Raw genomic sequence first — 24,859 nt, 5'->3', positions numbered from 1 at the left:
GCAGAATGCTGGTTGCTGAAGCTGTTTGGCCCTGCCAAGGCGCTCGTGCGAGCGTTGTTAGCTTTAAACCTTTCCCACACGAACTGCGGTGGCTGCCCTCAACAGAAACTGTAAGGTGTCCGTTCTTGGCACGGACCACAAGCCCGGCCGGCGCATGCCGGTTTGCGTGTAGCCAGAGGTCGCCTCCCTCCGGTAATTTCTGAGGTCCAGGACCGTCATTGCGAGGAACGGCACACGTGTGGCCGGAAACCGCGCTTGCATCAATTGTCGCATGAACTGCAGACGAGGAATCAATCGGGAGCGCATTGAGCGCGGGATCTCGACCCCAAGCAGCGCAGCGAGAGCGAGCAGCTGGGTTTCGACGGCGTTCTTCATCAATTCGCCCGAGACGTGAGCGGCAAGTTCATCCCAGTCCAGGCCCTCGACGGAATTGTTCAGGTCGCGCAACTCAACAAGATGCCGCAGATCGAGTTCGCCAAGCCAATAACCGTGGTCTTGAAACTGATCATGGATTATCAACATGAGCGCTTGATAAGTGGGCGTCGGGACGTACGCGCTTCCCCGCCCCAACAGTGCGGGAACGCAATGGTTCAGGGCATGTCCCGGGCCAGCATAGAGGTGCGCGGGTCCTGGAGCGGCTCGCTGCAGATCGATGGTTCCGACATCCCGCGGTCGAGTTAGCTCGACATACCATCTCGCACTTTCGGGCCGCGCTTGATCATGAACTTCATAGCCAATTGCGCCCAGAGAGGCGATCGCTCTTTCAGCTTCGTCCGGCATGACCATAATGTCCAGATCGGACATCAGACGAACTCCTCGCCGTTCGACAGGCGCGGTGACTAACATCGCCGCCCCCTTGAGCAACACCGGCGTAACTCCCCGGCCGTTCATTGCTATGAGAGCCTCTTCCAATTGACCGGCCAACCGTTCGTTGCGCAGCACGTTTCGGCGATGGATCAGGCGGACGTACGCGCAGACGTCCTCTGGCAACACCGATGCAAATTGATCGACAAAGTCAATGAGAGCAGGCGTCGTTAACGTCTGGTTTGCGAGCCCAATCAGGGAGGTCCACTCCACTTCCACGGGCGGCAACCCCCGCAAGCAATTGCAAAGGCTCGTCAGTGCCGCACTATGCCTGGCCATTGCACAAATCCATCAGCAGCCGCCGAGCCATCGCCGATTCGGAATAGGTTAGTTGAAACGATTGCGCGCCCGCAACAATCCGCTTCAAAGCGAAAAAGCCGGCCTGCGACAACTTCCCGTCCGCGGCAAATGCGCCCTCAATGAGCCGCTTGATCGAATCAAGCTGATCCAACGAGGTCAGCTCGACTGGGCCGCTTGCAACCCGGTTCAGAAAAATGATCCATTTGGCGGAAAGGCATCCATTGCGCGCATCCGAAATCGGCAAATACCGCACCTCGGCGCCATCCGACCGGCAATGCGTCATGCCGTTCCAATTGCTGTACAGTCGCGACAGCAACTCCCACGACCCCTTCTTGACGGTGAGAGCAAATGGGATGCCGCAGATCGCTCCGTCAACCGCAATCAGCGCAACATCATCGCCGGCATACTGAAATCCAGCGTCCACCAGCTCCAGTGCGAGAGTTGACTTGCCGGCTCCCGGTTGGCCGCACAGCAGCAAACCCATGCCGCACTTCGCAAGAGAAGCGGCGTGGAGCGCAAAAGCCCACTGATTGCTTCTGATAAGTCGCTCGGTGATGTAAGCTTTGATTGTAGGTGCCAGAGCTGCGGCTTCACATTTGTGGATGCTCGCGTCATTCCCGCGGAAGAATACCTGATCGTCCAGCACCGTTGTCTCGATCGCAATATCCTCCGCCTCCCCGCCGCTGTCGTCCGGAACACAAAACAGCGAAATCAACTGTTGCAGGAGGTCCCAATTTGAGGCCCGGATACTGATCCTGCGCTGACCAAGAATCGTTGAGAAGGCGCAATTGGCCGACATTCGCCAGTCGAGCTCGAGCAACCCTCGATTGATCCAGACGTTCATCGTCTGCCTCGTGAACTCGCGCGCTGCGCGCTCGCCAATGCCTAGCTCGCCAAGCTCCTGATGGACCTCTTCCAGAGAAGCGCCTTGTGCCAACTTGCACCAAATGAATGCCCCCACCTGATCCAGCTCATAGATCTTCTGCCCTGTCTCGGTGAAAAGCACTGATCGACCGTCCAGCAGCGCGAAGACTGCACCCGCGGCCGGTCTGAACACCATCTCTGCCGATGTTTTTTCCAGCATGGCTATGCTCAGTATCAGCGATATCCGTCTCGCCGCTGTGTCGACAACATCCTGCGGTGTATCATCCGCGGCGCAATCAAACGAGCTACAGTAGCCGAGGAAATTCAGCTTGATCGCCGTACTGCAGCGGCGCGAATGCACATCCGGCGCGCGTGCACATCACCTGATTCGGATTCGTTCGAACTGACGCTACGGCCCCAGTCACGCCGCCAGCTGACCACCCTCGCTCACCCCAGACGCAGAAATATTCAACACTTGTTCTCCAGGAAAGCTCACCGGCGCAATCAACCGGTGAGAGTCCAGGAGATACCGGTAAACTTCCCGATGGGCACTCCGCTCGCTTAAGACGCGCTCTTTTTCGTCTATGCTCGCTAGTTTCTCACGCATTTGGGCCAACTGCTGCGCAACCGAGGTGGAGCTGTGCTTCTTCTGGATCGATTTCCGCATCGTATCCTCCGACCAAAAAGCTTAATAAAAAATAACTTACGGGATTGACGGCAATTAACAAGAGGATTTATATCTTCGCCATATAATCAAAATTTATTTCATGTTTGAACCGGATGCAATCGTTCAAGTACCAAGAAGCGTGTTCCGTGCCGAAACGCCAAGCAACGGGAACAGCGTCTTAGAGGCTCGCCGCGATGATCTTGACCTCCCTGCCGGCAAGCCTGCAGGACAGCAAAAAATAATGCTTAACGAGAGTCGCAAACCGGACTGACGGCGCAAGGTTTAATCTGCAGGGTTAATCTACGAGAAATATTTCGCTGACGAGAGTGGGGTGAAAGCAGGTGATCGAGTTAGCCAATTTGCCCATCATTAGGCAGCCTAATCGTCTTCGTCGCAGGCGGCATAGTCCGCACAAAACTCCCACCCGCTCAGATTGGCCCATTCCAGCGGCGCCCCAGGAGCTCTCGAGGGCCGGATAATCAACGCCCGCCCTGCCGAGCCAAAGACTCGGCGGCGCCCAAGGATCGCTCAAGCAGCGATCCGGCCGGTTGGAAAAACGCCGTCACGAGCAAGCCGCCCTTTGCTCGAACAAGCACTCCCAGTGTGCGATGCCCCCCAAGTAACCCGCACTGAGATGACGACGCCCTCCAGCCGGCTGGTTCTTTTTCCTTCGACAACGAGTAATTTTCCAGGGAGGCTCACGTGGGTATGATCATGGTCAAATGTCCCCAAACTGGTCGCGCAATTCCTACTGGTATTAGGTCGGACCGTGAGGCTTTCCTGCGGAGCGTTGTGTTTTACGGCAATACTCATTGTCCGGTCTGTCGCGCCAATCACAACTGGTTCGCTCGCGAGGCCTGGGTCGAGGAGCCGGTGGTGCGGGCCAGGGAGATATTCGATGGAACGCCGCTGTGCTGATGCGTAGCGGGCTTCGATACCGACGTAGCCGAACTGACCGCATTACACGAATTCGGGCCGACCGCCTCATTTGGCGTTCGTAGTTGATCTGGAGCGACATGGTTGTCGCACCGGCTCAGAACCGGGCTTGACAGCGATTAGATGCGCTCGATCACGGAGCAGCACTCATACAGATCTTCTTTTGAGGCACCTACTTCTAGTCACGGCTTTCTTAGGGATGCTCTGGAGGGATGCGAAAATATTTTGGCCGATCGTCGTAAAGCGAACTGACGCCCTCATGAACCGTGCGTTAAGCATCACACCGGCAGGTCGTCACAAGCTCAGGCTTTCGGTCGCTGATCCCGCGAGGACCTGGTTGGGGGTATTTTAGTGAGTAATCGAGTTTGCAGCCGCTTGGCTGTTCTGCGTCGAAAGGCGATGGAGCTCGTCAGCTTGCTTGCTCAATTACAGATGCTTCGAGAGCAAGTGCGAAGGGCGGAAAGGCGAAGCCTCGGAGAAAGAGCGAGGCTAGGGTCGGCATCCCGGATGCGGAGGCGCCGGTTTGGGACTAATTGCCGCACGAGGTTTCAATAAGAGCGAGCAGCGGGCGTAATTTTCAGCGAGCTCGAAGACGATCGTTTCAGAGATCGCCGCTGAATCCCCCAATCACCTCCTGACATAGCTCCAAGCCAGTCGATTGGCTGCCCGTGGGGCTCTTATCTGCCGCGCTTCATCTGAAAGACGATTTGAAAGCAAAGTGAAAGTGGAAATCGCATTGGCAGTAACGCCATGGAGGCGAATTTAGTTCTTCGATATAATCATAATTAATCCGACACAAAACAGAAAATAAGGTGGAGGAAAAGAATTGGGAGGAGTGGATGGAGACCGTACGCCGCTTGCGCGCGATGGCGTCGCTGTGCCGACAGACTTCCGCGCATTATCCTGATCGAAGCTGGAAGCTTCTCGCGGAGGCCGAATTCTGGGAGCACTTGGCTAATGGCGTCCTTCGCGAGCATTTCGAACAATGCACGGCTGGCTCCCCGCCTCCACCGATCCGAGATGATCCGAATGCCGCCGAATCGAGCGCGCGCATCACCGCGTGAATGCCCTCGCCCAAGCCCTCGGCCGGAAGCCAGGCAAGTCCTCTTCAGGGCGTCTCGTAGAGAACCAGACTCTGCCGGCGGCTCCCAGTCCAGGTCGACCGGTCACACGCTCATTTCGAACGAACGGCCCGGCGGCGCGCAGACCTGAGCAGGTTGATGCCGGAGCGCGCTCGCTGCCCGGCTCGGGCCGCTCGGACTACCGGGTTCCATTTTCTGGGCCGGGAATGCGCTTATGCGAAACTGTCGTTCGCCGTTGGATTACCGCTTGGGCGTCCAGCACTTTTTCCCCAGCTGGTGCGGCGCGTGGCCCGCTCACCTGGTCCGAAAGGCTGGAGCCCCTCCCAAATGTTCCAGCGGTGTTTCCATAGACCCTCGCTGCCGGTCTGTTTCGGCTAAGTGACGGTCCAACGACCATTTGCTCCTCGTTGCTCGTGCCGGTGCCAATAGCTCCGATCGGCAGACCATTTGGAGCGTGGCCAGCGCCGGCATTTCTTTTGGCCTGCGCTGCAGCGCGCGACCTTGACGTGGCGGGTTGAACGTCCGGACCGTTGGTTTGGATGTTGCGGTTCAGGTTTGCACCAGTGCCGACGTCTTGCGTCCCCATTCCTGGAGGCGCCGAGCGACCAGGGTTGGCGCTGCTGGCATTTGTACCCATGCCGGACGGCGCTGAGCCGCCAGTACTGGCGCTGCTCGTGCCTGTCCCAGTGCCGGATCCTGCGGAGCCCGCCATTGCGCCGCCTCTTTCGGGCAGGGCCAGCATAGCAACGCTGGTGATAATCGCAGCAATGAACGAACGGATTCGGTGGATCATTGGACCATCTCCTTCTGAGGCGAAAGTCACGAGTCGCGTCTGTAAAAATTAGGTTGATATATAAAACGTTGATTAAACTGATTATATGGTTTATTTTTGTTTATATCCGAATTGCCGTTAACGGGCCGCCCATTAATGTCGCGGATGGGAGCGCAAGCGCCGATGCAGGTAGGATCGGGCCTTAGATCGCCCCTGCGCCGCGGAGAGGTCTGGTTTGCTCCGGATGACGTTCTTAGCTATGTGCGCAAGTGCGCAACAATGTCGGTGTGGGTTGCATCGACTATCCTGACGATATTGTCGGTATTGACGACACCCGTTCTCGCGCGGCAACCAAACCGGCCGGCGATCGACACCCATACCATGACGACGCATCTGCGCGGCGCGACTGGGGAGCGGCGTCCGGCGCAGCTGAAACAATCCGCCGACACGAAGATTCTGAAGCTCGCACAAGCCACGCTCAGCAACACCGGGGGGTCTTGGCAAACGCAGACCTCGGAACAGGAAAGGGTACAGGCCCTTGCCGGTGACCTTCGAACGTGCAGACAAGAGCAGGACACCGTGCTGGGACTGTTGCAACATGCACGCGAGCAATGGAACAGCATCGCGGAAGCCGCCGAGAATGAAACCGAGAAACTGCACAAATCGCTCCGGGAGGAGCGCTCGCGCACCCAGCGTCTGGAGCGGGAACTTGCCACGACGCGTCACGATCTCGAATTGCAGGCGCGGCTAAGTCGCGAAATTGGCACCGAGGGTTGCGAACTCAAACACCCGGCACAGAGTGACCCGCGACAGCTGCAACACACTGCCGAGCGGGAGCGAGATCGGGCAAACAAGTTGGAGCGGGATCTGTCAGCCGCCCACCATGGCCTGGAGACCCAGTCGGCAGAGCTAGCCAGGCAAGTCGCGGCAATCAATGCGAAAGAGGTTGCGGAGAGAGCATTGGCCGAGGCACAGGCAAGCCTCAGACAGGAGCACGATCGCACCAAACAGCTGGAGGAGACGCTCGCGACGATGCGAATCGAGCTCGACAGCCGTGCCTGGCAGATCGCGAAGGCGACAGAAGAAGCGGCGCAGACCAAGCGAGCGACCGAGGATACCTCGGCTAAACTGAAGCTCGCATTGAAGGAAGAGCAGGAAAAAGCAGATGCACAGGCGCAAGAGCTCTCGTGGGCGCGTTCCAGACTCTTCGCGTATGAAGCGCAAGCCGCAGCAGACGATGATCGAGCCGAACAGTTGAAAGAGCAGCTTCAGCGAGAAAGCGATCGACCTAGCGGAGGTGAGCAAGAACTTGCCGCAGCACGCCCGAATGTCGGACCGCGGCTACCCGAGGGGGCGGCGGATGAAGGCGGAGCCAGCACTTCGCCGACAGGGGAGCTGCTCAGGACACTGCTGCCGGGGTCGCCGCAGCCCGCGCCCGAGCAAACTCCGCGAGAACTCGTGATGATACCAGCTGAGCCAAAGGCGCCATCCCCGGTTCTCGGGAACGAAAACGCCGCCGAGCTCGTGCGATTGATCGCTCGCGCGGCCGGATTGCTTCGACAAGGCGACATTGGCGCGGCACGAGTTGTCCTGGAGCGTGCTGCTGAATTAGGGAGCGCACCGGCAAGTTTCGCGCTCGCCGAAACGTATGATCCGAGCCTGCTTGCAAAATGGGGCGCGAGCGGAACGCGCGGCGACACGTCCAAGGCGCGAGAGCTTTACGCCAGAGCAGCAGCCGGAGGGGTCAAGGAAGCAAGGGAGCGGTTCGACGCACTTGGTCGTTAGCAGCATCGGTGCAGACAAATGGTCGTGCGCTGTATCAACTAGTCAGATCGAACTTAAACTTACGTGTCGAAGTGAAGAGCGCAGCGGACAAAACAGAATAGACGTTCCTAGGGGAGCCGGATCGATGAAGCAGCTGGTTGGAAGACGCTCTTGGTTTCTCCTCATCGTGATAGCCGCTCCGCTTCTGATCATGGGCTGTTGCCTAGCAATGGCCCAGCAGACTCCGCGGGCGCGTGCGGATCATGCAAGGGCGGAAATTGCGGCCATGAACGATTGGACTGTCGGAATTGCCGGAGGTCTGCTGGAAGGAGCTCCCATTCGGCTTGCCGCGGAAATGGCGCGAGTGGCCGATGATGGAACGGACCTCCACGTGTTGCCCATCGTGACCCGTGGCGCAACCGAAAACGTCAATTCGCTGCTGTATTTGCGGGGCATTGATGCAGCAATCATCAATTCCGACGCACTTGACGAGTACAAGAGCCAAGTGCCGGACATCCAGCGACGGATCACCTATGTGCTCAACCTGTTTCCATCTGAACTGCACGTATTCGTCAGGCCCGAAATTCAGAGCTTGAGTGATCTGGTCGGAAAGAAGGTCAATTTCAACACCCAAGGTACCGCCGCAGCTTATTCGGGCCCGCTGATCTTCAGCCGGCTGGGGATCGAGGTCGATAAAGCATTCATCCCACATCAGGTTGCGATGGAACAAATGCGCAGGGGTGAGCTGGCCGCCGTCGTTTTCATAACATCAAAGCCGGTGGATGCATTCATACGTGGTCGCTGGGATGCCGGCTTCAAGTTCTTGCCGGTCCCCTACCAGAGCAAGTTTGAAGATTATTATCTGCCATCTTGGCTGGACGCAGCTGATTACCCGAACTTGATCAGGCAGGGGGAACGCGTGACAACTATTGCCGTTCCGACCGTGCTGGTCGCTTTCAATTGGCCGACCAAATCCAATCGCTTTCATCGTGTGGCGCGCTTTGTCGACCGCCTGTTCTCGCGGATCAACAAGCTGCAGGAGCCCGGTTTCGATCCGAAATGGAAGTCGATCAACTTGGCGGCGACGGTCCCTGGCCTGACGCGTTTTCCCGCGGCGCAGGCCTGGCTCGATCGTCTGCCGCGTTCGAGCCAGGCGACACAATGACGTTCACCCTGATCGCTCTCGTCGTGACGCTCGCGATCGCAAATGACCTCGCTCGGCCCCGAGGCGCCGAAGACCCTATGGCGCCGGTTCGCGTCTCTGATCGGTCCGCAAATGGAGCCGGGGCGTGGATCGTCAGCGAGACCACCTCGCCAGTTGATTATTCATCGATCATCAAGGCTACACTGCCATCTCAAGGGGGCAGTTCCGACGCAGCAATGAGCCTGTCGATACGCTGTCGCGGCGGCCTGACCGAAGTGTTGCTTGATGGAGCCGGCCTTTCGGGCCGCCGCGAGGATTACACCCTTTCCCTGCGCATCAATGATGATCCACCTTTTCAGGTCTCGACAATCACGTCAGCGCGCGGTGTCGCGCTTGAAAGCGATGTCGTTCGCCTGTTGCAATCGATCCCCGGCCACAGCGCACTTTCCGTGCATGTGTCACGCCGAACGGGGACCGGCGCCGGTGCAGTGTTCGCTCTCGATGGTATCGAGAGCGTGCGTGCAAAATTGGCGGCAACATGCAAATGGCCACGCGCGATCGCGAAGCCCAACAATTGATCATGAACCTCAGCTTGCTTGGAGAAACAACATAATGCCCAAATTTCCGAAGATTATCACAGCGATGATCGCGACAATCATCTCGCTCCTGGTCGGGCTGTCTAGTTCCGCGGCACAGGAGACTCGCCTGCTCCCGGCACAGCCAAGTTTGCCTGCAGCCTCAACACATGGCGCGGCCAGAACGCACGCGAATTCATCGGCGCGGGCCGCGACGCCAAAACAATTTGAGCTGGCGCGCATCGCGCCATCGTCTGCTGCCAAGAAAGAGCACCGCTTAATCCTTCAGGTCAACACAAGCGACTCCGCGTCAATGAATCTTGCGTTGAACAACGCACTCAACGTCGCGCAATACTACAAGGAGGTTGGTGAAGGAGTGAAAGTTGAGGTGATTACCTTCGGCCCCGGCCTCCATATGCTCCGCGATGACACGTCGCCGGTGAAAGCGCGAATTGAGGAAATGGCTCTGAGCACGCCGGAAGTATCATTCAAAGCCTGTGGAAACACGCAAGAGAAAATGCAAAAGGCCGAAAACAAAGACATTCCGATCGTTGCCCAAGCCCAAGTGGTGAGGTCGGGCGTCGTTAGGGTGATGCAGTTGCAGGAGCAGGGATGGACCTACGTCAAACCATAAAATGGCGACCAGACAATGCCTATCGAGCGGCTAGGTGCCGGCCTGCGGTCGCGCCACTCCGATCGAGTGGGTCGCCGCAGCCGATGCAAAATCGAACTGGCCTCGATCGGGGACAGATCTATCGCGCGCCATTCACCGGGCAGCGCCAGACCGACTGTCTGATCATGCGCACGAGAGCGACTTCGGGAGAGGGTTGAGCGAACATCGGTTCGTCTCAGTCACTTGCGAGGTCTGGTAGCAATTTTGCGGGGCAGCCCTTTGGCCCGCCCGTCCTACCCGGCCGCCTGCTAAGGTCGACTGTCCCGTAGCAGCATAGGGTATCGGAGACGCAGGACGGCGCGAGCTGTGACACACGGTGCTTCGATTTACGTCAGTTCTGATGACCTCTTTTTCGAAGGCAAGCGATTAAATTCCGCTGGATTTTATTTTGTTAACGCGTCAGATTTCTAGACTTAAAGCGAGTCGATTTTACGTTGGGGGATGTCAATGGCAAAACCTGCCGTTTCCCGTAATACCTTTCGAGGGTTATTCGCTTTTTCTGTGAAAGCTGATCGCAAGCACGATGGCAAATATTGTGTGTTGAAGCTGTTTGGATCCGCTCAAGACATTCCGGATCGGCTGCTACAGCAGTGGTCGCACCAGGCTGATCTACCCGGCGCGGAAGCCATCGCCAACACACTGGAGCAGCGCACCCGCAAGATCGTGAATGGTCGTAAACGCTATGACCACGCCAGCGACTTTCTCCACGTGCTGCTGAGAGACCTAGAGCTAAGGGAACACTGAAGAGACATCGCTGCGTCAGGCTCCGCGAGGTCTTGCAGACCAGAATGATAATGCCTTTTGCCTCCGCGCTCTATATGCACCAGACTGCTATTCTAATGCCGGGCAGCCGGCCCATTTTGTCGACATAGTGCTCGCATGCCGAGGTCGATTTACCAGCCATTGCATGAAAGGCTGCGAACGGAGAACGGTCAAAGTCTCCGCCTGACCTTTTCAGAAATTGAAGCGATCTTGGGGAAGCCTCTGCCGAGATCGGCCTACACCTTCACTGCGTGGTGGAGCACACTGAAGAGAGCAGGTCCTCAAGCGAGAGCGTGGATATCCGCTGGTTATCGTGTCCGGGTCTCAATGAAGCACCGCATCGTCGAATTCTATCGTTCTGAAGTGAACACCAATGATCGTCATGGAACGCCTTGGCTGCATTGACGCTTTCCGTGATGGCGGACCTATCAACCTCGTTGTTCGGGACAAACTGCGAGAACAAGCCGGCGCAGAATCAAGTTGCCACTTCAGGGCCGCGGCGAAAACCGCTGCGGCCCTTTTTTTGGGCGGAAGCCGCGAGCCGAATGCTCCGGAACGTGGCGAGAAAAATCTAATGGGAACGCTGCGCGATGGCCCTAGGCCGCATGAGGGTTGACGATGGTGTACCCTCGCAGGGAGCGCGGGTGAATTCGCGTTGCGTGCCCACCTGAGTTGGCATCGTACGCCTTCCAGATGTCACCGGCGATGTGCTGTTCAAGGACGAAGACGTGTCCACGTCGCGCGGCAACCATTCCCGGTGCTGGCGAGGTGCGGGGAAAGCGCAGCCAATTGGCTGCGAGGTTCAGTTCCGGTACTACCCGACCAAACACTCGTATCGCCGCACCACATCCGCAGAACGAGCGAGGGCAACCGGCCGGACGACCGCTGACGATCTCACTAGTTAAGGCCCCTGAGCTGGCCACAGACATCCGTAGGCTAGCAACGGCACTTCGCTGCAGGCGCGGTGCCGGTCTCGTGTATCTCTGCGCCTGCACCAGCGAAGATGAAAAGTCGCACGGCATAATCACGTTGCATTCTGGTGGCGAAGCGGCGCGCAAGGGGCGCGCTTCAGAAGAAATGGATGTCGCAAAAACGAGCACTAAAGCTACGACTACTCGATTGAACATGCAGGACTCCGGGTTAATAGCCCTGCCCCAGTGCGCAGAAAGCGCCTTTTAATTTGGCGAAATTAAGTCGCAAAAACAGAATTAAATAGAATTTGAAACCGAATTAAATCGAGAAAGGAACGTTTCGATTTGCCTCGAGTCCTGCTTGTGCGACCGATCCCTTGTTGTCGTGGATCGACAGATGGAAAAGGCAGTCGCCTACGCAATCTCAGCGGCCCTCGTGGGTATCGGTGTTTTGATACTGGTCGTTGGCCTGTCCTCCAACTCGCCCGCTTTGTGGGTGGTGGTCGCGCTCGTGCCGATCACGATCGGGATCGTGAGCGCTTTTGGCCCCGTGTAAGGATGGGGAAAACGGCCGATGCGTCAGATCGTCTGCATTTTCCGAATCGGGCCTCTGTGCACGCTCTCAACTGGTTTTAGATTTGCGGGTACACGCGCGTGAGCCATTTCGTCTCTATGCTTCTGCTTGCCCTCGCCCTGACCCTGACCTTGTGCTTCGGGGTGGCAGCCTGGCGCGTGTCGGCGGGCAATGACGTCGAGATCACCGCAACGATTCCGCATGGGGAACACGGATGGAGAGGGAGGTCGAGGAACTGAATGCCTTGCGTCACCCTTCGGCTACATCCTGGCGACTATGAACGTGGACCTTGACGACTCGCCATCGAGCGGAGGCTGCCCCGCGCCTCCTACCGTTCCTGCCTCGGGCTCGCCGGCAGGCCTTTAGGACCGCGGGTCGTCCGTTCGCAACATAGCGATCAGGTTCGCGACCATTAGCTCCAGGTGTGGCAGGGCATCGCCGGGCTCGGCGACGTCGAGATCGTCCACTTGCCAATATAGGACCCGATCCGCGACGGCCGGAAAGCGGCGTTCAACCATCGATCGATGCTCCGCCTCTTTCAATCCTATGACGATATCTGCTTGCCGGCAGTCAGCTAAGGTGCACGGCTGCGGAAGTTCATCAGCCCTGCTCGGGCTAATTCCCAGTGCTTGCAACGCCTCGAGCGCAAAGCGGGAGATGGATCCCGTGTTCTCCGGCGCCCCCCTTTCGGCAGCGCCTCTGGAGAATGCTCGCCAAGGCAATTCCTCTTGTTCAGCAAGGTGATTGAATAGTTCCTCCGCAAACCGGCTGCGGTAATAGTTGCCAGTACAAAGAAAAAGAACCCGCTTGCAGCCATCAGTCATTGCGGGAGGCCAGGAAACGGTGGACCACGACGGCCGCAAGAGACGTGAGTTGTCTCGAATGCCGCCACCTCCTCGGCCTCAACGATCAACGGCTCACTTTCCGCAGTATCCGGCGCGGACCCGTTTATGCCGCGCGAAAAGGAAATACACGCCTTTTCAAACACTGCGATATTCTCCGAGTGAGGTATGTCAAACCGCGCTAAATACTGGAAATGTTCTGGCGGGATCATTATGCCGATTTCTTCAGCGATTTTGCGAACGACGGATTGGAGGTGCGTGTCGCCCTGTTCCCTTCGGCCACCGAAAAATGAACTCTTTCCTGGCTGCGCTGTACCACACTTGTCATCTCGCAGATGAGGAAGGCGTCCGACGTTGTCCATCACTGCGGAAAAACCCGAACGCGCAAGGTCATAGCTTGCCATCAACTGTCCTGACGAACGAAGAATGGCATCAGCTTTTCAAAGATTTCCGTCCGAAAGCGCTTAATCTCCCAGCTAAGCGCATCGCTAAACCCTGCAGCACGGGCATGGATCGTCGCTCGGTCCGCAGTCACTTTGGTGGCCACGCCATTTACGACCACCCAACCCGTGAGGACCTTTCCGTCCCATTCAACAGCGCGATCCCAACCCACCGACATGGCAGCTCCAAACACAATCAAACATAATAACGGGCTGGCCTTATACCCCACCAGGCTCGTCTCACGCCTCGCCGAGGTAGCTTGTTCGTTCGTGCTGCCGCAGCATCCTCATGTCTGATAAACTGATGAGATTAGCGCAACTAAGGTACGGGCGGGCACCACAATCAACTCCTTCCAACTCTCTCGATGAATTCCAACGCGGCTGGGGCAATGTCATCGAACTCGACAAAACACCGGCGCAGTTCATCTGCAATCTCTACAGTTACATCACGGGACCAGCCCTCTACCGTGTTGAAGACTACGATCCGAGCAGGATGCTTGTATTGGCCTTCCATTATTTGGCGCATCAGCGTCGCTCGACCAACGTCGTCTTCGGAGGTTTCGCTCCAGGCACGTCCGAGCCCACCTCCGAAATCCTCAAGCACAAGATAGACGTCACGTGAATATGGATGGGGCACGATGGACGGAGAATGAGGCATGATCTCAAAACCTCGAAAATACAACCTCGATTTAATTTTCTATATTAAACCAAATTCAATTTGGAATTTCAATCTAATTTATAGTCGTCCAGTCGCGCTTTCGATCGGTCGAGACCGCCTATCGATTGACCACTCCTCGGCGCACGAGCTCATGGAGGCGACCATGAAGCGAGCCGCGGAAGCTGGAGGCCACGGGCAAGCGGTCGACTTCAAGGAATTGCTCTGGATGGAGCCGGATTCTGGACCACCAACATGGGCAACGTGAAAAGCAAACTTTGGACGCGATGGCCGGCTCCGGAGCACCGATGTGTGTTGCCGTTCAGGTCGTTCAGCGAGTTCAACAACGCCGTAGCCGGAGACGAGACCCGCCCCTCCCTGTGCTTTGCCGACATCTGGACCAATTGGACGTCGGGCAGGGAGGTCAAGGGTGGGAGGCGAGACCACGAACGAGCTCTATGTGTTACTTTCCACGGAGCCGAACGCGGAGGAAACAGCGCGACTGGCTACTCGCCAGGCGCGGCTAGATATATCCTTTACCTCGCGGCGGGGCTGATGGGCTCGGCTCCATGATGGGAGTAGCGAAGAGCGAACACCTGGTGCCGAATCTTATGGTCGTACTTCGTGACGAGCCTATTAACATAGGATATTGATTTAATTGAATTTAAGGTATTTAATCTTCTGCCAGCCCCGGAGAGAACCCATGCCTGACCAGGACGACCGCCGCGAATTTCTGAAGACCTGCGGAAAGTTCGCTGCCGTGACACCTCCATCCATGACGCTACTGCTCTCCACTTCCCTCACGTCCGATGCGATTGCTAAATCGGGTGCGAGCGCGGTCCACGGCAACAATGGCTGGGGTAACGGCGGCGGCGATGGCAGCCCCAACGGCAAGGACGACAGAGGCCGCTAACATTTTTGGCGGCATGGCAGTTGGAACGGCTCGTCGATTACCAATTTTTCCAATGCCATCCCCAAGTGGGTAATTCAATCCAGCCGGGCCCCAGCTCTTCCCATTGAACCGGAGCTGGGGCTCATTTTTTTGGCTAGGAACGACTTGCCGATTGCCAAGTTTTCCCGTGCCCCTCCCCCAAAGGGGCGGCTGCCTTCGCCAAGGCAGCTTAACAGCCCCAGCTTCACCGCCCTGGAGCTGGGGTCCTTTTGCTGTCGGGATAACTGCAGGCCTCAGGAGGGCGTTGATGCAAGGTTATCGCTCGATCCTTCTTGTCCAACGGTTGAACGACCTCTTTTCCCAACTGTCAGATCTGGAAGATCTCCGGCATAAAGTCCAAGAGGCGGAGCGACGCGCCTCGTCTGTGCCTGCATTGCAATCGCCGCCGAGCACTCAATCGCAGCGACGGCCAGACGCGGGGCAGCAGACCCCCGAGGAGTGACCGGAACCCGATTTAGCCTGCGTTAGCGAACGAGCGTGGAGACTGTGCAGCTCGACTGCCCTGAAGGGAGTGAACTTCACAGCGTCACCGTTCCTCTAAAGGGGGCTTGGAAAGGCTTCGAGGTCGAAGTGAAAGGCAAGCTCGCCACACTAAAAGGCGGGGAGGTCTTTCTGAGGCCCACCGCAATAGTGGGGGATACGTGGTAGCGGGAGAGGGACTCGAATCCCCGACATTTCGATACTTTGTTCTCGTACCGAACCAAGCGAGCCCCTTTCCGACATCAATACGAAGAGCTTGTCCATTCTCCGTTTCCCATGAGCGAGTGTAGCTTTTGGATTGCAGTACGCGGCTTTTCACGTCGATTCGACCACATCCCCTCGCGTCCCCTTTACAACGCGCTTCGGAGCAACCGCTAAAGCTTGCCGTTGTTAGATTTTTCTTGATCTTTCGGTGCACACGTCGTGCACACGCCGCCTTCTACCAATTGGAAAATTTGAACTCTCGGTCCAGTCCATCATGGGCAAGTTTGAGCTAGCTTCAGCAATCGGCGTCCGATTGGAGCCAATCAAAGAAACGTTCACTCCCCTGCCCCACCGTACGTTCAAATCGTGGAGTTGCCGCCGCTTCGACCGCAAGCGGCTTGGACTTTGCGTGCCGTGCGAGATCCGTCCTACGGGTTGCGTGGACAACCAGTGGGGCGGAAGGGGTATCCTGTCAACCGCCCGAATGGCTCGTCTTTTCCGCCTGCGCCGGAAGCAATCTACGATCCTGATCACGGTCCTCTTCGCAACCTTGAGGCCGTGATTTTCAGCCAATTCGCGCAGTGCACCGGCCCTCGCCGGCACCCTTGTCTGCTCCGCCAACACCGGGCAGATGCGCTCCATGCACGCGAGCTCGTCCATATCGTGCTGATGCTGCCCCATGCGGCCGATCAGACTCACGCAGGCCCTGACGATCAATAGGTGGTCAGCCCCGTGCGGGTGCGGATCGGTGGCGGTCGGCTTTATGCCTGATCCAATGAAAAACCCCAGTGCCTTGGAGGGAGCACTGGGGTGTTCTCAAATGAATTGGTCAAGCAATGACGCCTTTGTAGCAGCCCGCGCGCTCGTCGCTTGTGAGTTAGTTCACACGTGCCCATTTCCAACCCACAACGCGCAGTAGGGGGCGCCTCGACCAACTAAGATTCGATAATTTGCGAGGTAACTAGGATGCCGCATTGATAGGCGGCATGTCCCGCTCCGTCCGCCACACGCCTACGGCCGGCCGATCAATATCACCTTCGGCCAGATGCGCGGAAATGGGCCTGCGTGGCGTCCTGGTCTATTCCCATTGCGGTCATAACGTTGCTCTCAGCGCCAATCGCTGGCCGGACGATGTCCGCTTGTCGGATATCGAGCCGCGCTTCATTTGCGGCGGATGCGACTACCGGGGTTCTGAGGTCACCTGCCAGCGTAAACCGTCAGAGCTTCAAGCAACTTTTCCCAACTTACGACAAGCGGTAGCTTGAGCGCGTTCCGAGCTACTAGGAATCGAAAATTTGCGCGCTACTTGGGATGCCGCTCGGATGGCGGCACGCGCACTCGCCGATACACGAAATGGGCAGGCCATTCTCCGCCCCACAGCCCTGCGGAATGGCTCGCCGACGGCCATATGACTTGCAACATCCGATGCCTGAACGGCCGCTGCGATCGCAGGGTGGAGGTGCGGTTCGATACGCTCCCGCAGGATCAGCCGTGGTCGCGCGTCGGCGTGCGCCTGGTCTGCTCGGCATGCAGCGCTGCAGGATCTGTGCATATCGTCCCGAACTGGCATGACAGTCGCGGGCAAGTCAGGCCAAGCCGCCGGCATCAGGTGCGCCGTCGGGCTGGCTGGAACTGCACGAGAGCGGTACCTACATGGGGCTGCTGTCAACTGGCGATGATCTGCTCGGTCAATAGATCAGCGTGAAGGAGAACCACGCCGCGAGTGACGCGCAGAGACAAATTCCGAGATAAGGCAATGCCAAGCGCATCGGGCTTTCCCTCCGAAACGCAAATAAGAATCATTATGTCATGCTGGGACGACGACTGCTAGGAATCTTGGGTTGCAATCGCGCGCCTTAGGACCCCTCCAATGGGACGCTGTTTAACGTTCGCTGGCTCGGTTGAGCTGCCTTGAAGTAGGCGTTGGTGTCGTAGGTGCGCGCACCAACTTGGCGGGGCAGGTGGTTCAGCAATGCCTCGAAGACATGCGGGCCACGCCGAGCAGGCTCAGCCCGGTCCGGCCAGGTGCCCGCTTTGCCGGTTGCCGAGCATAGAGGCAGACGCTGCGTCCAACTCAGCAGGTGGCGTACCAGCCATCAGGAAACGAAAGCAGAGGCCAGGCGCCCGTGTTGTCGTTCGCGGCCTCGGGCCCGGCGTCGATCGGCCGACTTGGCGGAGGACGCGGCGCAGGGGGCGCACCCAGCCCGCGATCATAGGGGTGCTGGTCGGAAGGTCCTGTGCTGAAGTGCACCCCGCACATTTAATTTTTCACAATCAACATTTCAATACACGAATTAAATAAATTAAATATTTGATTTGTACAATCACGAAATGGTTGATAGGTTCGTCATAGCGCCTGTATTCAAGGGCAGGATCATGTCCTTCATTCCCCCACTAGCTGATGATCGCAGGGGCCCTACTGGTGGGTGCCGGCTATATCGGCGTCCTCGTCAGCGGAAGAAAGCGAACAGAGTTGATCGACCTCCGGGCGAGCCGATCGATCTGCCGGCTTTGCCGCTTCTCAACTCTCATGACTCGCGGTAGCTCACGCGCGTGCCCCCCAAGAGCGAGGGTTAGCAATGGCTGTCAAAATCGAATGGGGCTTGCTTGAGGCGATGACGAACGTCCGCAACGAAGCGTGCAAGGCCCGAGACTTCATCATCCAATCCCACGATGGACACGTGCAGGGGCAGATCGTCGTGCCTGACGACGCCGATCAGTTCGTCATGGGGGCATGTGAAATCCGGCTTCTCGAACTGCTAAAGGACGCCATCAAGGAATTGGAGCGGTGAAAGCGCCGAAAATCGCCGCCTGAGCGTGTACCCGATTTGATACACTTGATCAAAGCGGGTGCCGGCCCGCCAGCGTGCACCGTCTGGAGCGCACGCTCGGCTTTGCTTCCCGTGCATGCAAACGATCACAAACTCTCGCTTCGCGTGCCTTGTTCCTTTGCTCTTCCGCCCGCACTGGAATAACCACGTTCGCTAGCGAGCTAGTGGCGTCTTCCCAATTTTTGAGAGTTGCGAGGCGCGCCCTTCATATGACGCCAAGTACCAGGCGCCTCGTTGTCGTCGCTTGTCGGCCTTGCATTATCGGCGCCCGGATAACATCAGCGCTTAGAGCGCGCTGATTGTCTTCGGCGGGGGCCTCTTTGCGTTCCGTTTGGCTACGCTCGATTACCCCCAGGGCATAGTCACCCGAGAATCCTCTTAGGCCCCGGTTGATAACACCTCGGTGAACGAAACCGTTTGCTGAAGCCCCGAAGCACCCCGGAAACAGACCGAGCCTACGTTTGTCTTCGCGACTTAAGAGGGGATGTCAAATGATGACGCTCAAAGTGATTGTAGCTGCTCTCGGCGCGGGATTTCTGGTTTCCATGTATTCGGGAGACTTCGGCGCCGACGTCATTCTCGCAATTGCCACGTGCCTTTCGTAGTTGTGCGATTACGCACTCGCGGCCCGACGCGTCGTTGTCCGGTAACACGCGGTGGGCCTAACGCCTAACCATTCCCTGCTTTCCCCGTAAGGTTTGGCCGAGCCAGCGTAGAGCGATTCTACAAGCGATGCGAGGGGAGGCTTCACATTGAAGCCTCTGCTCATGTTGCTAAATCAAGGGGCTCAATGGCGCGCAACAAGCTGCAGTTCCATTTCCGGAACTGATAGCAGCGCGAGCGGTGGCAGGACCGATAGCTTTACAGATCACTTGCTTTAATCCGCCTCGCCGCTCTGAGTGAATTTTTCAGAATGGCGTGATGGGAGGCGCATTTGCAGAATTTTCGCAAATTCCGGTTTGCCCAGCGATTGAACGAAATCGCTTCTAAGTTCTCAGAACTCGAAGACCTTCGATCCAAAATCAAAATTGCAGAGCGGCGCGCCAAGGATGCAGTACGGTCGCCTGTGACCACTCCATCGTGTTGCGGGATCAGCTTGCCAAAGCGTCCGCCCCGCCCGCTGAGTGGACGGAAACCTACTGCAGTCGATCGGTCTTGATACGCCATGACGGCGACAGCACCGACACAAGTCGTCTTAAGACTTCGAGCTCGTAACCTCCTTCGATTGTCTGCATGACATGGGAGACCCGGCCGGCGCCGCCGCTCACATTCGTCAATCGCTGAAATCGATGGGACCTGGATGATTGTTGAGCCGATGGCAGACGATACTCTGGAGCAGAATATGAACCCGGTCGGGCGTCTCTACTACGCTGGCTCGACCATGATCTGCCTGCCTACTTCACGATCTCAAGAAGTTGGCGGAGCTCTTGGTGCACAGGCGGTGAAGCAAATTGTGCGAAGTCATCCACAGTGGCGGGTTCTCGAGCGTGCGTCGGGCTACGGAGACCCCTTTCAACATGATTCTTGAAGCGCGACCTCAGCCAGCTGATCGCGCCAAGTCTCCGGTCAGCCGAAATCCCGGGCGATAGTCCGTCGACGGCAAGTAGACCGTCTACGCATCGCCTGGCTGAAACAACTTGTCGAAATAAAGACCGTCGTGGGACGGTCTTTATTTCAGAGGCTTGTGTGAATCGGCAGATCGCCACGTTGGCTCATGCTGACTGTAGCTCGGAGCGGCGCAAGGTCTACTTCGTGAGGTGACACGAACAATTAGCCGTCCAAGATAGCCTATGAGAGCCGACGACAGCCGGACCGCGTAGTTTACTCGATCACCTCATCTGCGCCGGCAACGAATGCAGAGGAGAACGCGTGACCTAGCAGTTTGGCCGCCTTCAAGTTGATAACGAGTTCCACCTTCGTAACGAGTTGGACTGGAAGATCAGAAGGTTTCTCCCCCAACAGTACCCTTCCAGCATAGAGCCCCGCGCGCCGATGCGATTGCATGAAATCTCCTCCATAGCTCATCAAACCTCCAGCAACGGGAAAGTCTCGGGTCTGTGTGATCGCGGACACACGATACTTTTTCGCGAGATAAGCCAACTGCGAACTGCGAAAGGCAAAGTAGGGATCGGAGGTAAATACAAGTCCACTTGCCCTGTCCTTAGCCACGGTATCAAACACCGTTTCAAACTCATCTTCCTTACTTACGTCCAAAATATCTAATCGAACGCCCAAGGTGCCCGCAGCTGCGTGAAGCTTCTGCAATTGTGACTGTGCGGTCGGACTTGTCGGGTTGGCGACAACCGTCAGTTTCGTCGCCGTGGGCACCAGATCGCACATAAGTTCAAGCCGCTTTGGCGAAACGTCGACACTCAGGCTCGAAACTCCCGTGATGCTTCCTCCCGGCCGCGACAAGCTATCGACCACCTGTAGCTGGACGGGGTCGCCGCCCATCTCAAAAACGATTGTCTTGGTCGAACTCACAGCTTTCGCGGCAAGTGCCACGGGAGCGCCCCCAGGTGCTACGATAATATCCACATTGCGGGCGACCAGTTCGGCTGCCAACGCACGCAATCGGGAATACTCACCGCGGGCCCATCGATAGTCGATTTTTACATTGCGGCCCTCGACAAAGCCGGCTTCTCCAAGCCCCTGCTGAAAAGCCTGAAGTCGAGTGGCAAAGAGCTCGGGCGATTCTGGACAAAGATAGCCAATGACGGGCAAGGAGGGTTTCTGCGCAAACGATTTAGTTGTCCACGTCGCAATACCTGCCATCAGAAGCAGGACATCACGCCGCTTGGCACGTCTTCGTAGCGTTACCGCTCTGGAGTTGGCGCACCTCATGGCTACGATCCGCTGCCGTCGGCCGATTGCCACAGCATAGCCCTGAATGCCCAGACAGTCCTCGACGAGATTGTGCAGGCATCCGGCGGTCAGGCTCTGCTAGAGACAGCTGAAGGATATCCCGAAGATCGGAATAGCTTCGTCGAATCCTTTGATTTTGCGGTCCCCAAGCTCCTCAAGGGGCCGTTTGCCCTTGACGGCTGCTGCGACTTCGGCGTCGATCAGAACTTCCTTGTCTGCGGCAGATGCGCACAGTCGGGCAGCGAGATTCACAACACTGCCAATGGCAGTGTAGTCGAGCCGGTCCTTGTAGCCGATCCGGCCGACTGTCGCGGGCCCGCTAGCAAGGCCGACTCCGAAACCAACGTGGTAGCCATGCGATCGCCAGCCGGCGATCAGGGCTTGCACGTTCCTCTGCATGTCGACGGCGAGATCGATTGCTCTCAAGGCGGGCTCTTCGATGGGGACTGGTGCGTTCACCAAAACCATCAGCCCGTCCCCAGAGAAGTTAATCAGCGTTGCTTCAAATTCCGCAATGACCCTGCCGAGGGTTTCATAGTACTCCGACAGTACGCTCATGACCTCTTCAGGCGCAGCTCCTGCTGAAAACGCGGTGAAACCTCTCAGATCGCAGAACACAACGACGACTTCCGTACGGCGGCCGTCCAGCACACTGTCGTCGCCAGCTCTATCGACGAGATCGGCGACCTGGGGGGCAAGGAAACGCTTGAGCTTGGCTATGCGCTCCTGGTGCTGTTGTGCCTGCTCCAACTCGGAAGCCATTCTGTTAAAACTGTTTGCAAGGCGCTGGAACTCATCCCGGGTGTGGATTGAGATGCGGTGGTCAAAGGACCCGGCACCAATCTTCTCCGTGCCCTCCTCGAGCAATTTAATCGGCACCGTCATCCGGTCCGCCAGTACATAGGCCAGAATGCCTGCGAGTATGCTGCTCATTGCCAGAAGCATGACGGTCCGCCATAGGGCGGCATAGAGCGGCGCGTAAGCTTCAGATAGGGGCTGCTCGACCACGACGGTCCAATCGGGACCCTGTACGGGAGCCGCGCTGGCAGCAACATAGTGCCCCTGTGCATCCCGGCTCGTTGCGAAACCCCGCCCCGGACCTATAGCGTCGCGTATAGCGCGGAAAGGTTCGGAGGTTGCTTCTTCCGCCCCGCGCAGAACGAGGCTGATGTCGGGATGGGCGATTAGGCGGCCCGATCGGTCCAGAACGAAGGCGTAGCCGGTTTTTCCAAATTTGATCGCGGAGATCACGTCCCAAATCAGCTTAAGGTTGACATCGGCGACGACAACACCGACAGCCGGTCGATTGCCGACAATCGACACCGTCAGGTACGGTTCGGAGCCTCGATTGTAGCTGACCTCGCTAAACCAGACCTGAGCTACCCGGGCACCAGCCAAGGCGGGATCGGCTGATCGATCCGCGCGGCTCTCAATTCGATTGAGGCCGATCCGAGAGATGTAGAGACGTTCCAGACCATTGCCGTCGAGGAGCGTAAGACTGGTGATGGCGGGCGCCTGGCGAAGGAGGCGCAACGCGTCGGTTCGCCGGCGTTCGTCGGGCTCCTCAGTCCACGGAAGCTGAACCAGCCATCCAAGCTGAGTTGTGACACCGTGGATGAAATCGTGTATTTCGGCAGCCGCAGATGCTGATTGGAGACCAAGCCACTGGTCAAGCCTCGCGCGCTGATCGCGATAGCCGAACCACCCTTCGATAACGCCGTTGAAGGCTAGCGGGATTGCGACAGCCACGAAAAGCGCGAGCAAATATTTAGGAAAGAGGCTGCGAAACCGATCTTGAGGAATCATGATCCGGTCTCCTGTACAATCAAAATAGAGACTATCGATCAGAATAACATGTCGCTCTCTCCCCAGCGAAGTTCATTTAAGCTTTGGATTTCGCAACACCGGGGTCCCTCCTAACGCACTGACCGTGACAGCCGATTGGGCGGCGTCCGCGTATCGAACAGGCGCACAGCGTGCGCCATGCCTTCCCAGTCGATCATCCGCACCAAAGAGACAAAACACGACTGTTGCATTCCGGCCTTTAGCACCGGAGGATCGCCAGACCATCGCAACGGGCATAGTCGGACATGAGAAGGCTCGTCTAGGCTCGCCGCTTGCGACCCGAAACGGACTTCAACGACGATACGGGTACGGGAGGTTCGGCCGCAACATCTCCTTCGGGCGCGGGAGCAGCGAGTATGGCGAACTCGGGCGCGCCAGCGAGCCCGTCGGCTGCTGCCCCGAATGCAAATACCAATCCAACAACGGGAACTACCGATCAAGAACCGGGATTGCCAATTGGCACTCCAACGCCCCAATGCTGCGCGTCGTGATCCCCGACATGCAGTGCTAAGACGTGTTCTACAAGAAGCTGATCAACGCCGTGCCGCTCAAAAGCGTCACCTCGCGCTTTGCGATGGAGAAGGTGAAGTCGATCACGGCGCTGCCGAGCCCGGCCCTGATGACCGAGTAAACACACACAGTTCGCAGGACGATTACTCCGTACGGACGGCCCGCACAGATCGTCCGTGTGCTCGCTCTAACATCCTATTCTACTAGAGCGGCCAATCGGCCTGTACCGTTTGGACTGCACGCTTTATGGAACGGGTAGGGATATAAAACGGAGGAGAAGTCGTGCCGCGCTGGCGATGCGGTCGATTTGGAAAACGTCGCACGAGACCCATTTTGCTCTCGGCGACCACTCCGCGAAGGTCTTGGAAAATAAGTATTTTCCTTTGGTGGGCGCACCAGGGCTCGAACCTGGGACCCGCTGATTAAGAGTCAGCTGCTCTACCAACTGAGCTATGCGCCCGAAAGGCGGCTAAAGCCTTGCGAGGCCGGTCGTTTAGCAAAGCGATCCGGGTCTGGCAAGCGATGGCACGCAAGTTTTCCAAGGGTATGCCAAGGGTTCGCCCACATCCCTCAAAAAAGCGAAAAGCCGCTGGATTCCAGCGGCTTCGCCAGGGCTGATCGCGGCAGCCCTTGCAGGCTCAGAGCCGGCCCTCGCGGTCCCGGTCCGGGCCGCCGTCGCGGTCGAAACGGTCACGGTGGAAGTGGTCCATGCCGCGCTCCATCATGCGGTCCATGCCACGCTCCATGAAGTGGTGGCGCGGGCCGTCTTCGCCGCCGCCGAACGGGCCGCGGTGGCGGGTCAGCACGGCGAGGCGCCGCTTCTGGCCCTCGTCCAGGGTCTTGTAGAGCGGATCGGCGGCATCGGCGATCTTCTTCAGGGCCGCCGACGTCGCCCCCATGTCCTCGGCGCGCTGGCGGAGGCGCGCGACCGGATCCTCCGGCCTGTCGGCATCCTTGTTGGCGTCCTTATTAGCGTCCTTGCCGGCATCGCCGGCACCGGCATTCATCCGCGCATTGGCGCGGTCGATGCGCAGCTTGGCGAAGTCGCGCACGGCGGCCTCGACCGGCGGCCACAGCTTTTCCTGGTCGGCGTTGAGCTTCAGCCCGGCATGGACGGCGGCGATCCGCGCGTCGACCATGGCGGCGCGGTCTTCCGGATTCATGCGGATGTGGCGCATGTGATCGTGCATCCACGGGCGATGATAGTGGGCATAGACCGCGCCCGAGCCGGCGATGCTGAGCACGGCGATGGCGGCGATGGTGAACTTCCTCATGCGAACTCTCCTCTGGAAGGATGTCGTGAGGATGGGCGCAGCGCGGCTTACGCGCAACTTACAACTTGGACAG

Annotated in this window: 20 protein-coding genes, 1 tRNA gene and 3 pseudogenes; 13 read left to right on the top strand and 11 right to left on the bottom strand. The window is 57.9% G+C overall.

From position 1 onward, the window contains the following. Positions 1-63: 63 nt before the first annotated feature. The 3 genes from GWG67_RS33580 to GWG67_RS33570 all read right to left on the bottom strand — a co-directional run bounded on the left by GWG67_RS33580 (position 64) and on the right by GWG67_RS33570 (position 2,695). The gene (locus GWG67_RS33580) at positions 64-1,143 is read right to left on the bottom strand and encodes a nucleotidyltransferase family protein (RefSeq protein ID WP_275173778.1); all 1,080 of its coding nucleotides are present in this window, start codon (positions 1,141-1,143) and stop codon (positions 64-66) included. Next, positions 1,130-2,248 (bottom strand): serine/threonine protein kinase, encoded by a 1,119-nt coding sequence (locus GWG67_RS33575; RefSeq protein ID WP_275173777.1) that lies wholly within the window; start codon positions 2,246-2,248, stop codon positions 1,130-1,132. The genes GWG67_RS33580 and GWG67_RS33575 overlap by 14 nt, the downstream gene beginning before the upstream one ends. Before the next feature lie 201 nt (positions 2,249-2,449). Further along, positions 2,450-2,695: a hypothetical protein gene (locus tag GWG67_RS33570; protein ID WP_275173776.1), complete on the bottom strand. Its 246-nt coding sequence runs from the start codon at positions 2,693-2,695 to the stop codon at positions 2,450-2,452. Between the two features lie 702 nt (positions 2,696-3,397). Here GWG67_RS33570 and GWG67_RS33565 point away from each other — a divergent pair. The 6 genes from GWG67_RS33565 (at position 3,398) to GWG67_RS33540 (ending at position 10,385) form a co-directional block, all read left to right on the top strand. Then, positions 3,398-3,613, top strand: coding sequence for a hypothetical protein (locus GWG67_RS33565; protein ID WP_275173775.1), 216 nt, complete (start codon positions 3,398-3,400; stop codon positions 3,611-3,613). Between the two features lie 2,151 nt (positions 3,614-5,764). After that, positions 5,765-7,270, top strand: coding sequence for a hypothetical protein (locus tag GWG67_RS33560; protein ID WP_275173774.1), 1,506 nt, complete (start codon positions 5,765-5,767; stop codon positions 7,268-7,270). Between the two features lie 124 nt (positions 7,271-7,394). Continuing rightward, entirely contained in the window at positions 7,395-8,414 is a 1,020-nt protein-coding gene (locus GWG67_RS33555) for a TAXI family TRAP transporter solute-binding subunit (RefSeq protein WP_275173773.1), read from the top strand. After that, on the top strand, positions 8,411-8,971 hold the full coding sequence (locus GWG67_RS33550; RefSeq protein ID WP_247363356.1) for a hypothetical protein: 561 nt from the start codon (positions 8,411-8,413) through the stop codon (positions 8,969-8,971). Before GWG67_RS33555 ends, GWG67_RS33550 begins: the two co-directional genes overlap by 4 nt. A gap of 34 nt (positions 8,972-9,005) precedes the next feature. Further along, positions 9,006-9,602, top strand: coding sequence for a DsrE family protein (locus GWG67_RS33545; protein WP_247363357.1), 597 nt, complete (start codon positions 9,006-9,008; stop codon positions 9,600-9,602). 486 nt (positions 9,603-10,088) lie between these two features. Beyond that, complete coding sequence (locus GWG67_RS33540; protein WP_275173772.1) at positions 10,089-10,385, top strand: hypothetical protein; 297 nt, start codon at positions 10,089-10,091, stop codon at positions 10,383-10,385. 614 nt (positions 10,386-10,999) lie between these two features. On the opposite strand, the gene GWG67_RS33535 is transcribed toward GWG67_RS33540, so the two are convergent. Next, entirely contained in the window at positions 11,000-11,530 is a 531-nt protein-coding gene (locus GWG67_RS33535) for a hypothetical protein (RefSeq protein WP_275173771.1), read from the bottom strand. Between the two features lie 181 nt (positions 11,531-11,711). On the opposite strand from GWG67_RS33535, the gene GWG67_RS33530 reads away from it, so the two are divergent. Beyond that, complete coding sequence (locus GWG67_RS33530; RefSeq protein WP_275173770.1) at positions 11,712-11,870, top strand: hypothetical protein; 159 nt, start codon at positions 11,712-11,714, stop codon at positions 11,868-11,870. 380 nt (positions 11,871-12,250) lie between these two features. On the opposite strand, the gene GWG67_RS33525 is transcribed toward GWG67_RS33530, so the two are convergent. Genes GWG67_RS33525 through GWG67_RS33515 form a run of 3 tightly spaced genes read right to left on the bottom strand, consistent with a single transcriptional unit; the run spans position 12,251 to position 13,349 of the window. Next, on the bottom strand, positions 12,251-12,712 hold the full coding sequence (locus tag GWG67_RS33525) for a low molecular weight phosphatase family protein (RefSeq protein ID WP_275173769.1): 462 nt from the start codon (positions 12,710-12,712) through the stop codon (positions 12,251-12,253). Then, entirely contained in the window at positions 12,709-13,134 is a 426-nt protein-coding gene (locus tag GWG67_RS33520) for an NUDIX domain-containing protein (protein ID WP_275173768.1), read from the bottom strand. The genes GWG67_RS33525 and GWG67_RS33520 overlap by 4 nt, the downstream gene beginning before the upstream one ends. Then, entirely contained in the window at positions 13,134-13,349 is a 216-nt protein-coding gene (locus tag GWG67_RS33515; protein WP_275173767.1) for a hypothetical protein, read from the bottom strand. Before GWG67_RS33515 ends, GWG67_RS33520 begins: the two co-directional genes overlap by 1 nt. Positions 13,350-13,459: 110 nt before the next feature. Between GWG67_RS33515 and GWG67_RS33510 the strand changes: the two genes are divergently transcribed. From GWG67_RS33510 to GWG67_RS33485, 5 genes and pseudogenes are all read left to right on the top strand, one after another. Further along, positions 13,460-13,792, top strand: a complete 333-nt coding sequence (locus tag GWG67_RS33510; protein ID WP_275173766.1) for a hypothetical protein — start codon at positions 13,460-13,462, stop codon at positions 13,790-13,792. A gap of 169 nt (positions 13,793-13,961) precedes the next feature. Next, positions 13,962-14,315: pseudogene (locus GWG67_RS33505) on the top strand (SOS response-associated peptidase); the annotation flags it as partial. Between the two features lie 213 nt (positions 14,316-14,528). Further along, positions 14,529-14,738: a hypothetical protein gene (locus tag GWG67_RS33500; protein WP_275173765.1), complete on the top strand. Its 210-nt coding sequence runs from the start codon at positions 14,529-14,531 to the stop codon at positions 14,736-14,738. A 3,302-nt stretch (positions 14,739-18,040) separates the two neighbouring features. Then, the gene (locus GWG67_RS33490) at positions 18,041-18,253 is read left to right on the top strand and encodes a hypothetical protein (protein WP_275173764.1); all 213 of its coding nucleotides are present in this window, start codon (positions 18,041-18,043) and stop codon (positions 18,251-18,253) included. Between the two features lie 1,238 nt (positions 18,254-19,491). Continuing rightward, a pseudogene (locus GWG67_RS33485) lies at positions 19,492-19,881 on the top strand (hypothetical protein); the annotation flags it as partial. 232 nt (positions 19,882-20,113) lie between these two features. Here GWG67_RS33485 and GWG67_RS33480 read toward each other — a convergent pair. Next, complete coding sequence (locus tag GWG67_RS33480) at positions 20,114-21,067, bottom strand: ABC transporter substrate-binding protein (RefSeq protein WP_275173763.1); 954 nt, start codon at positions 21,065-21,067, stop codon at positions 20,114-20,116. Between the two features lie 168 nt (positions 21,068-21,235). Continuing rightward, a complete protein-coding gene (locus tag GWG67_RS33475) occupies positions 21,236-22,963 on the bottom strand; it encodes an adenylate/guanylate cyclase domain-containing protein (RefSeq protein ID WP_275173762.1) in 1,728 nt (575 codons plus the stop codon). 514 nt (positions 22,964-23,477) lie between these two features. On the opposite strand from GWG67_RS33475, the pseudogene GWG67_RS33470 reads away from it, so the two are divergent. Beyond that, positions 23,478-23,633, top strand: a pseudogene (locus GWG67_RS33470) (transcriptional regulator); the annotation flags it as partial. Positions 23,634-23,896: 263 nt separating this feature from the next. Here GWG67_RS33470 and GWG67_RS33465 read toward each other — a convergent pair. Together GWG67_RS33465 and GWG67_RS33460 are read right to left on the bottom strand one after the other, a co-directional pair. Beyond that, positions 23,897-23,972: transfer RNA gene (locus GWG67_RS33465), tRNA-Lys, on the bottom strand. 178 nt (positions 23,973-24,150) lie between these two features. Further along, on the bottom strand, positions 24,151-24,786 hold the full coding sequence (locus tag GWG67_RS33460) for a Spy/CpxP family protein refolding chaperone (protein ID WP_275173761.1): 636 nt from the start codon (positions 24,784-24,786) through the stop codon (positions 24,151-24,153). Positions 24,787-24,859 lie beyond the last annotated feature (73 nt).

Origin of the sequence: Bradyrhizobium sp. CSS354, from assembly GCF_029051725.1 — a bacterium.
Classification (GTDB): Bacteria; Pseudomonadota; Alphaproteobacteria; order Rhizobiales; family Xanthobacteraceae; genus Bradyrhizobium.
Note: the sequence above shows the minus strand (reverse complement) of the source record. Positions and strands in the feature narration are given on the sequence as shown.

Excerpts from the sequence above, each read along its gene's own strand:
- GWG67_RS33545 (WP_247363357.1), top strand. The coding sequence starts at position 9,006 with ATGCCCAAATTTCCGAAGATTATCACAGCGATGATCGCGACAATCATC.
- GWG67_RS33575 (WP_275173777.1), bottom strand. The coding sequence starts at position 2,248 with ATGCTGGAAAAAACATCGGCAGAGATGGTGTTCAGACCGGCCGCGGGT.
- GWG67_RS33580 (WP_275173778.1), bottom strand. The coding sequence starts at position 1,143 with ATGGCCAGGCATAGTGCGGCACTGACGAGCCTTTGCAATTGCTTGCGG.
- GWG67_RS33530 (WP_275173770.1), top strand. The coding sequence starts at position 11,712 with ATGGAAAAGGCAGTCGCCTACGCAATCTCAGCGGCCCTCGTGGGTATC.
- GWG67_RS33475 (WP_275173762.1), bottom strand. The coding sequence starts at position 22,963 with ATGATTCCTCAAGATCGGTTTCGCAGCCTCTTTCCTAAATATTTGCTC.
- GWG67_RS33570 (WP_275173776.1), bottom strand. The coding sequence starts at position 2,695 with ATGCGGAAATCGATCCAGAAGAAGCACAGCTCCACCTCGGTTGCGCAG.
- GWG67_RS33500 (WP_275173765.1), top strand. The coding sequence starts at position 14,529 with ATGCCTGACCAGGACGACCGCCGCGAATTTCTGAAGACCTGCGGAAAG.
- GWG67_RS33460 (WP_275173761.1), bottom strand. The coding sequence starts at position 24,786 with ATGAGGAAGTTCACCATCGCCGCCATCGCCGTGCTCAGCATCGCCGGC.
- GWG67_RS33490 (WP_275173764.1), top strand. The coding sequence starts at position 18,041 with ATGGCTGTCAAAATCGAATGGGGCTTGCTTGAGGCGATGACGAACGTC.
- GWG67_RS33535 (WP_275173771.1), bottom strand. The coding sequence starts at position 11,530 with ATGTTCAATCGAGTAGTCGTAGCTTTAGTGCTCGTTTTTGCGACATCC.
- GWG67_RS33550 (WP_247363356.1), top strand. The coding sequence starts at position 8,411 with ATGACGTTCACCCTGATCGCTCTCGTCGTGACGCTCGCGATCGCAAAT.
- GWG67_RS33520 (WP_275173768.1), bottom strand. The coding sequence starts at position 13,134 with ATGGCAAGCTATGACCTTGCGCGTTCGGGTTTTTCCGCAGTGATGGAC.
- GWG67_RS33540 (WP_275173772.1), top strand. The coding sequence starts at position 10,089 with ATGGCAAAACCTGCCGTTTCCCGTAATACCTTTCGAGGGTTATTCGCT.
- GWG67_RS33510 (WP_275173766.1), top strand. The coding sequence starts at position 13,460 with ATGTCTGATAAACTGATGAGATTAGCGCAACTAAGGTACGGGCGGGCA.
- GWG67_RS33555 (WP_275173773.1), top strand. The coding sequence starts at position 7,395 with ATGAAGCAGCTGGTTGGAAGACGCTCTTGGTTTCTCCTCATCGTGATA.
- GWG67_RS33525 (WP_275173769.1), bottom strand. The coding sequence starts at position 12,712 with ATGACTGATGGCTGCAAGCGGGTTCTTTTTCTTTGTACTGGCAACTAT.
- GWG67_RS33515 (WP_275173767.1), bottom strand. The coding sequence starts at position 13,349 with ATGTCGGTGGGTTGGGATCGCGCTGTTGAATGGGACGGAAAGGTCCTC.
- GWG67_RS33560 (WP_275173774.1), top strand. The coding sequence starts at position 5,765 with ATGTCGGTGTGGGTTGCATCGACTATCCTGACGATATTGTCGGTATTG.
- GWG67_RS33480 (WP_275173763.1), bottom strand. The coding sequence starts at position 21,067 with ATGGCAGGTATTGCGACGTGGACAACTAAATCGTTTGCGCAGAAACCC.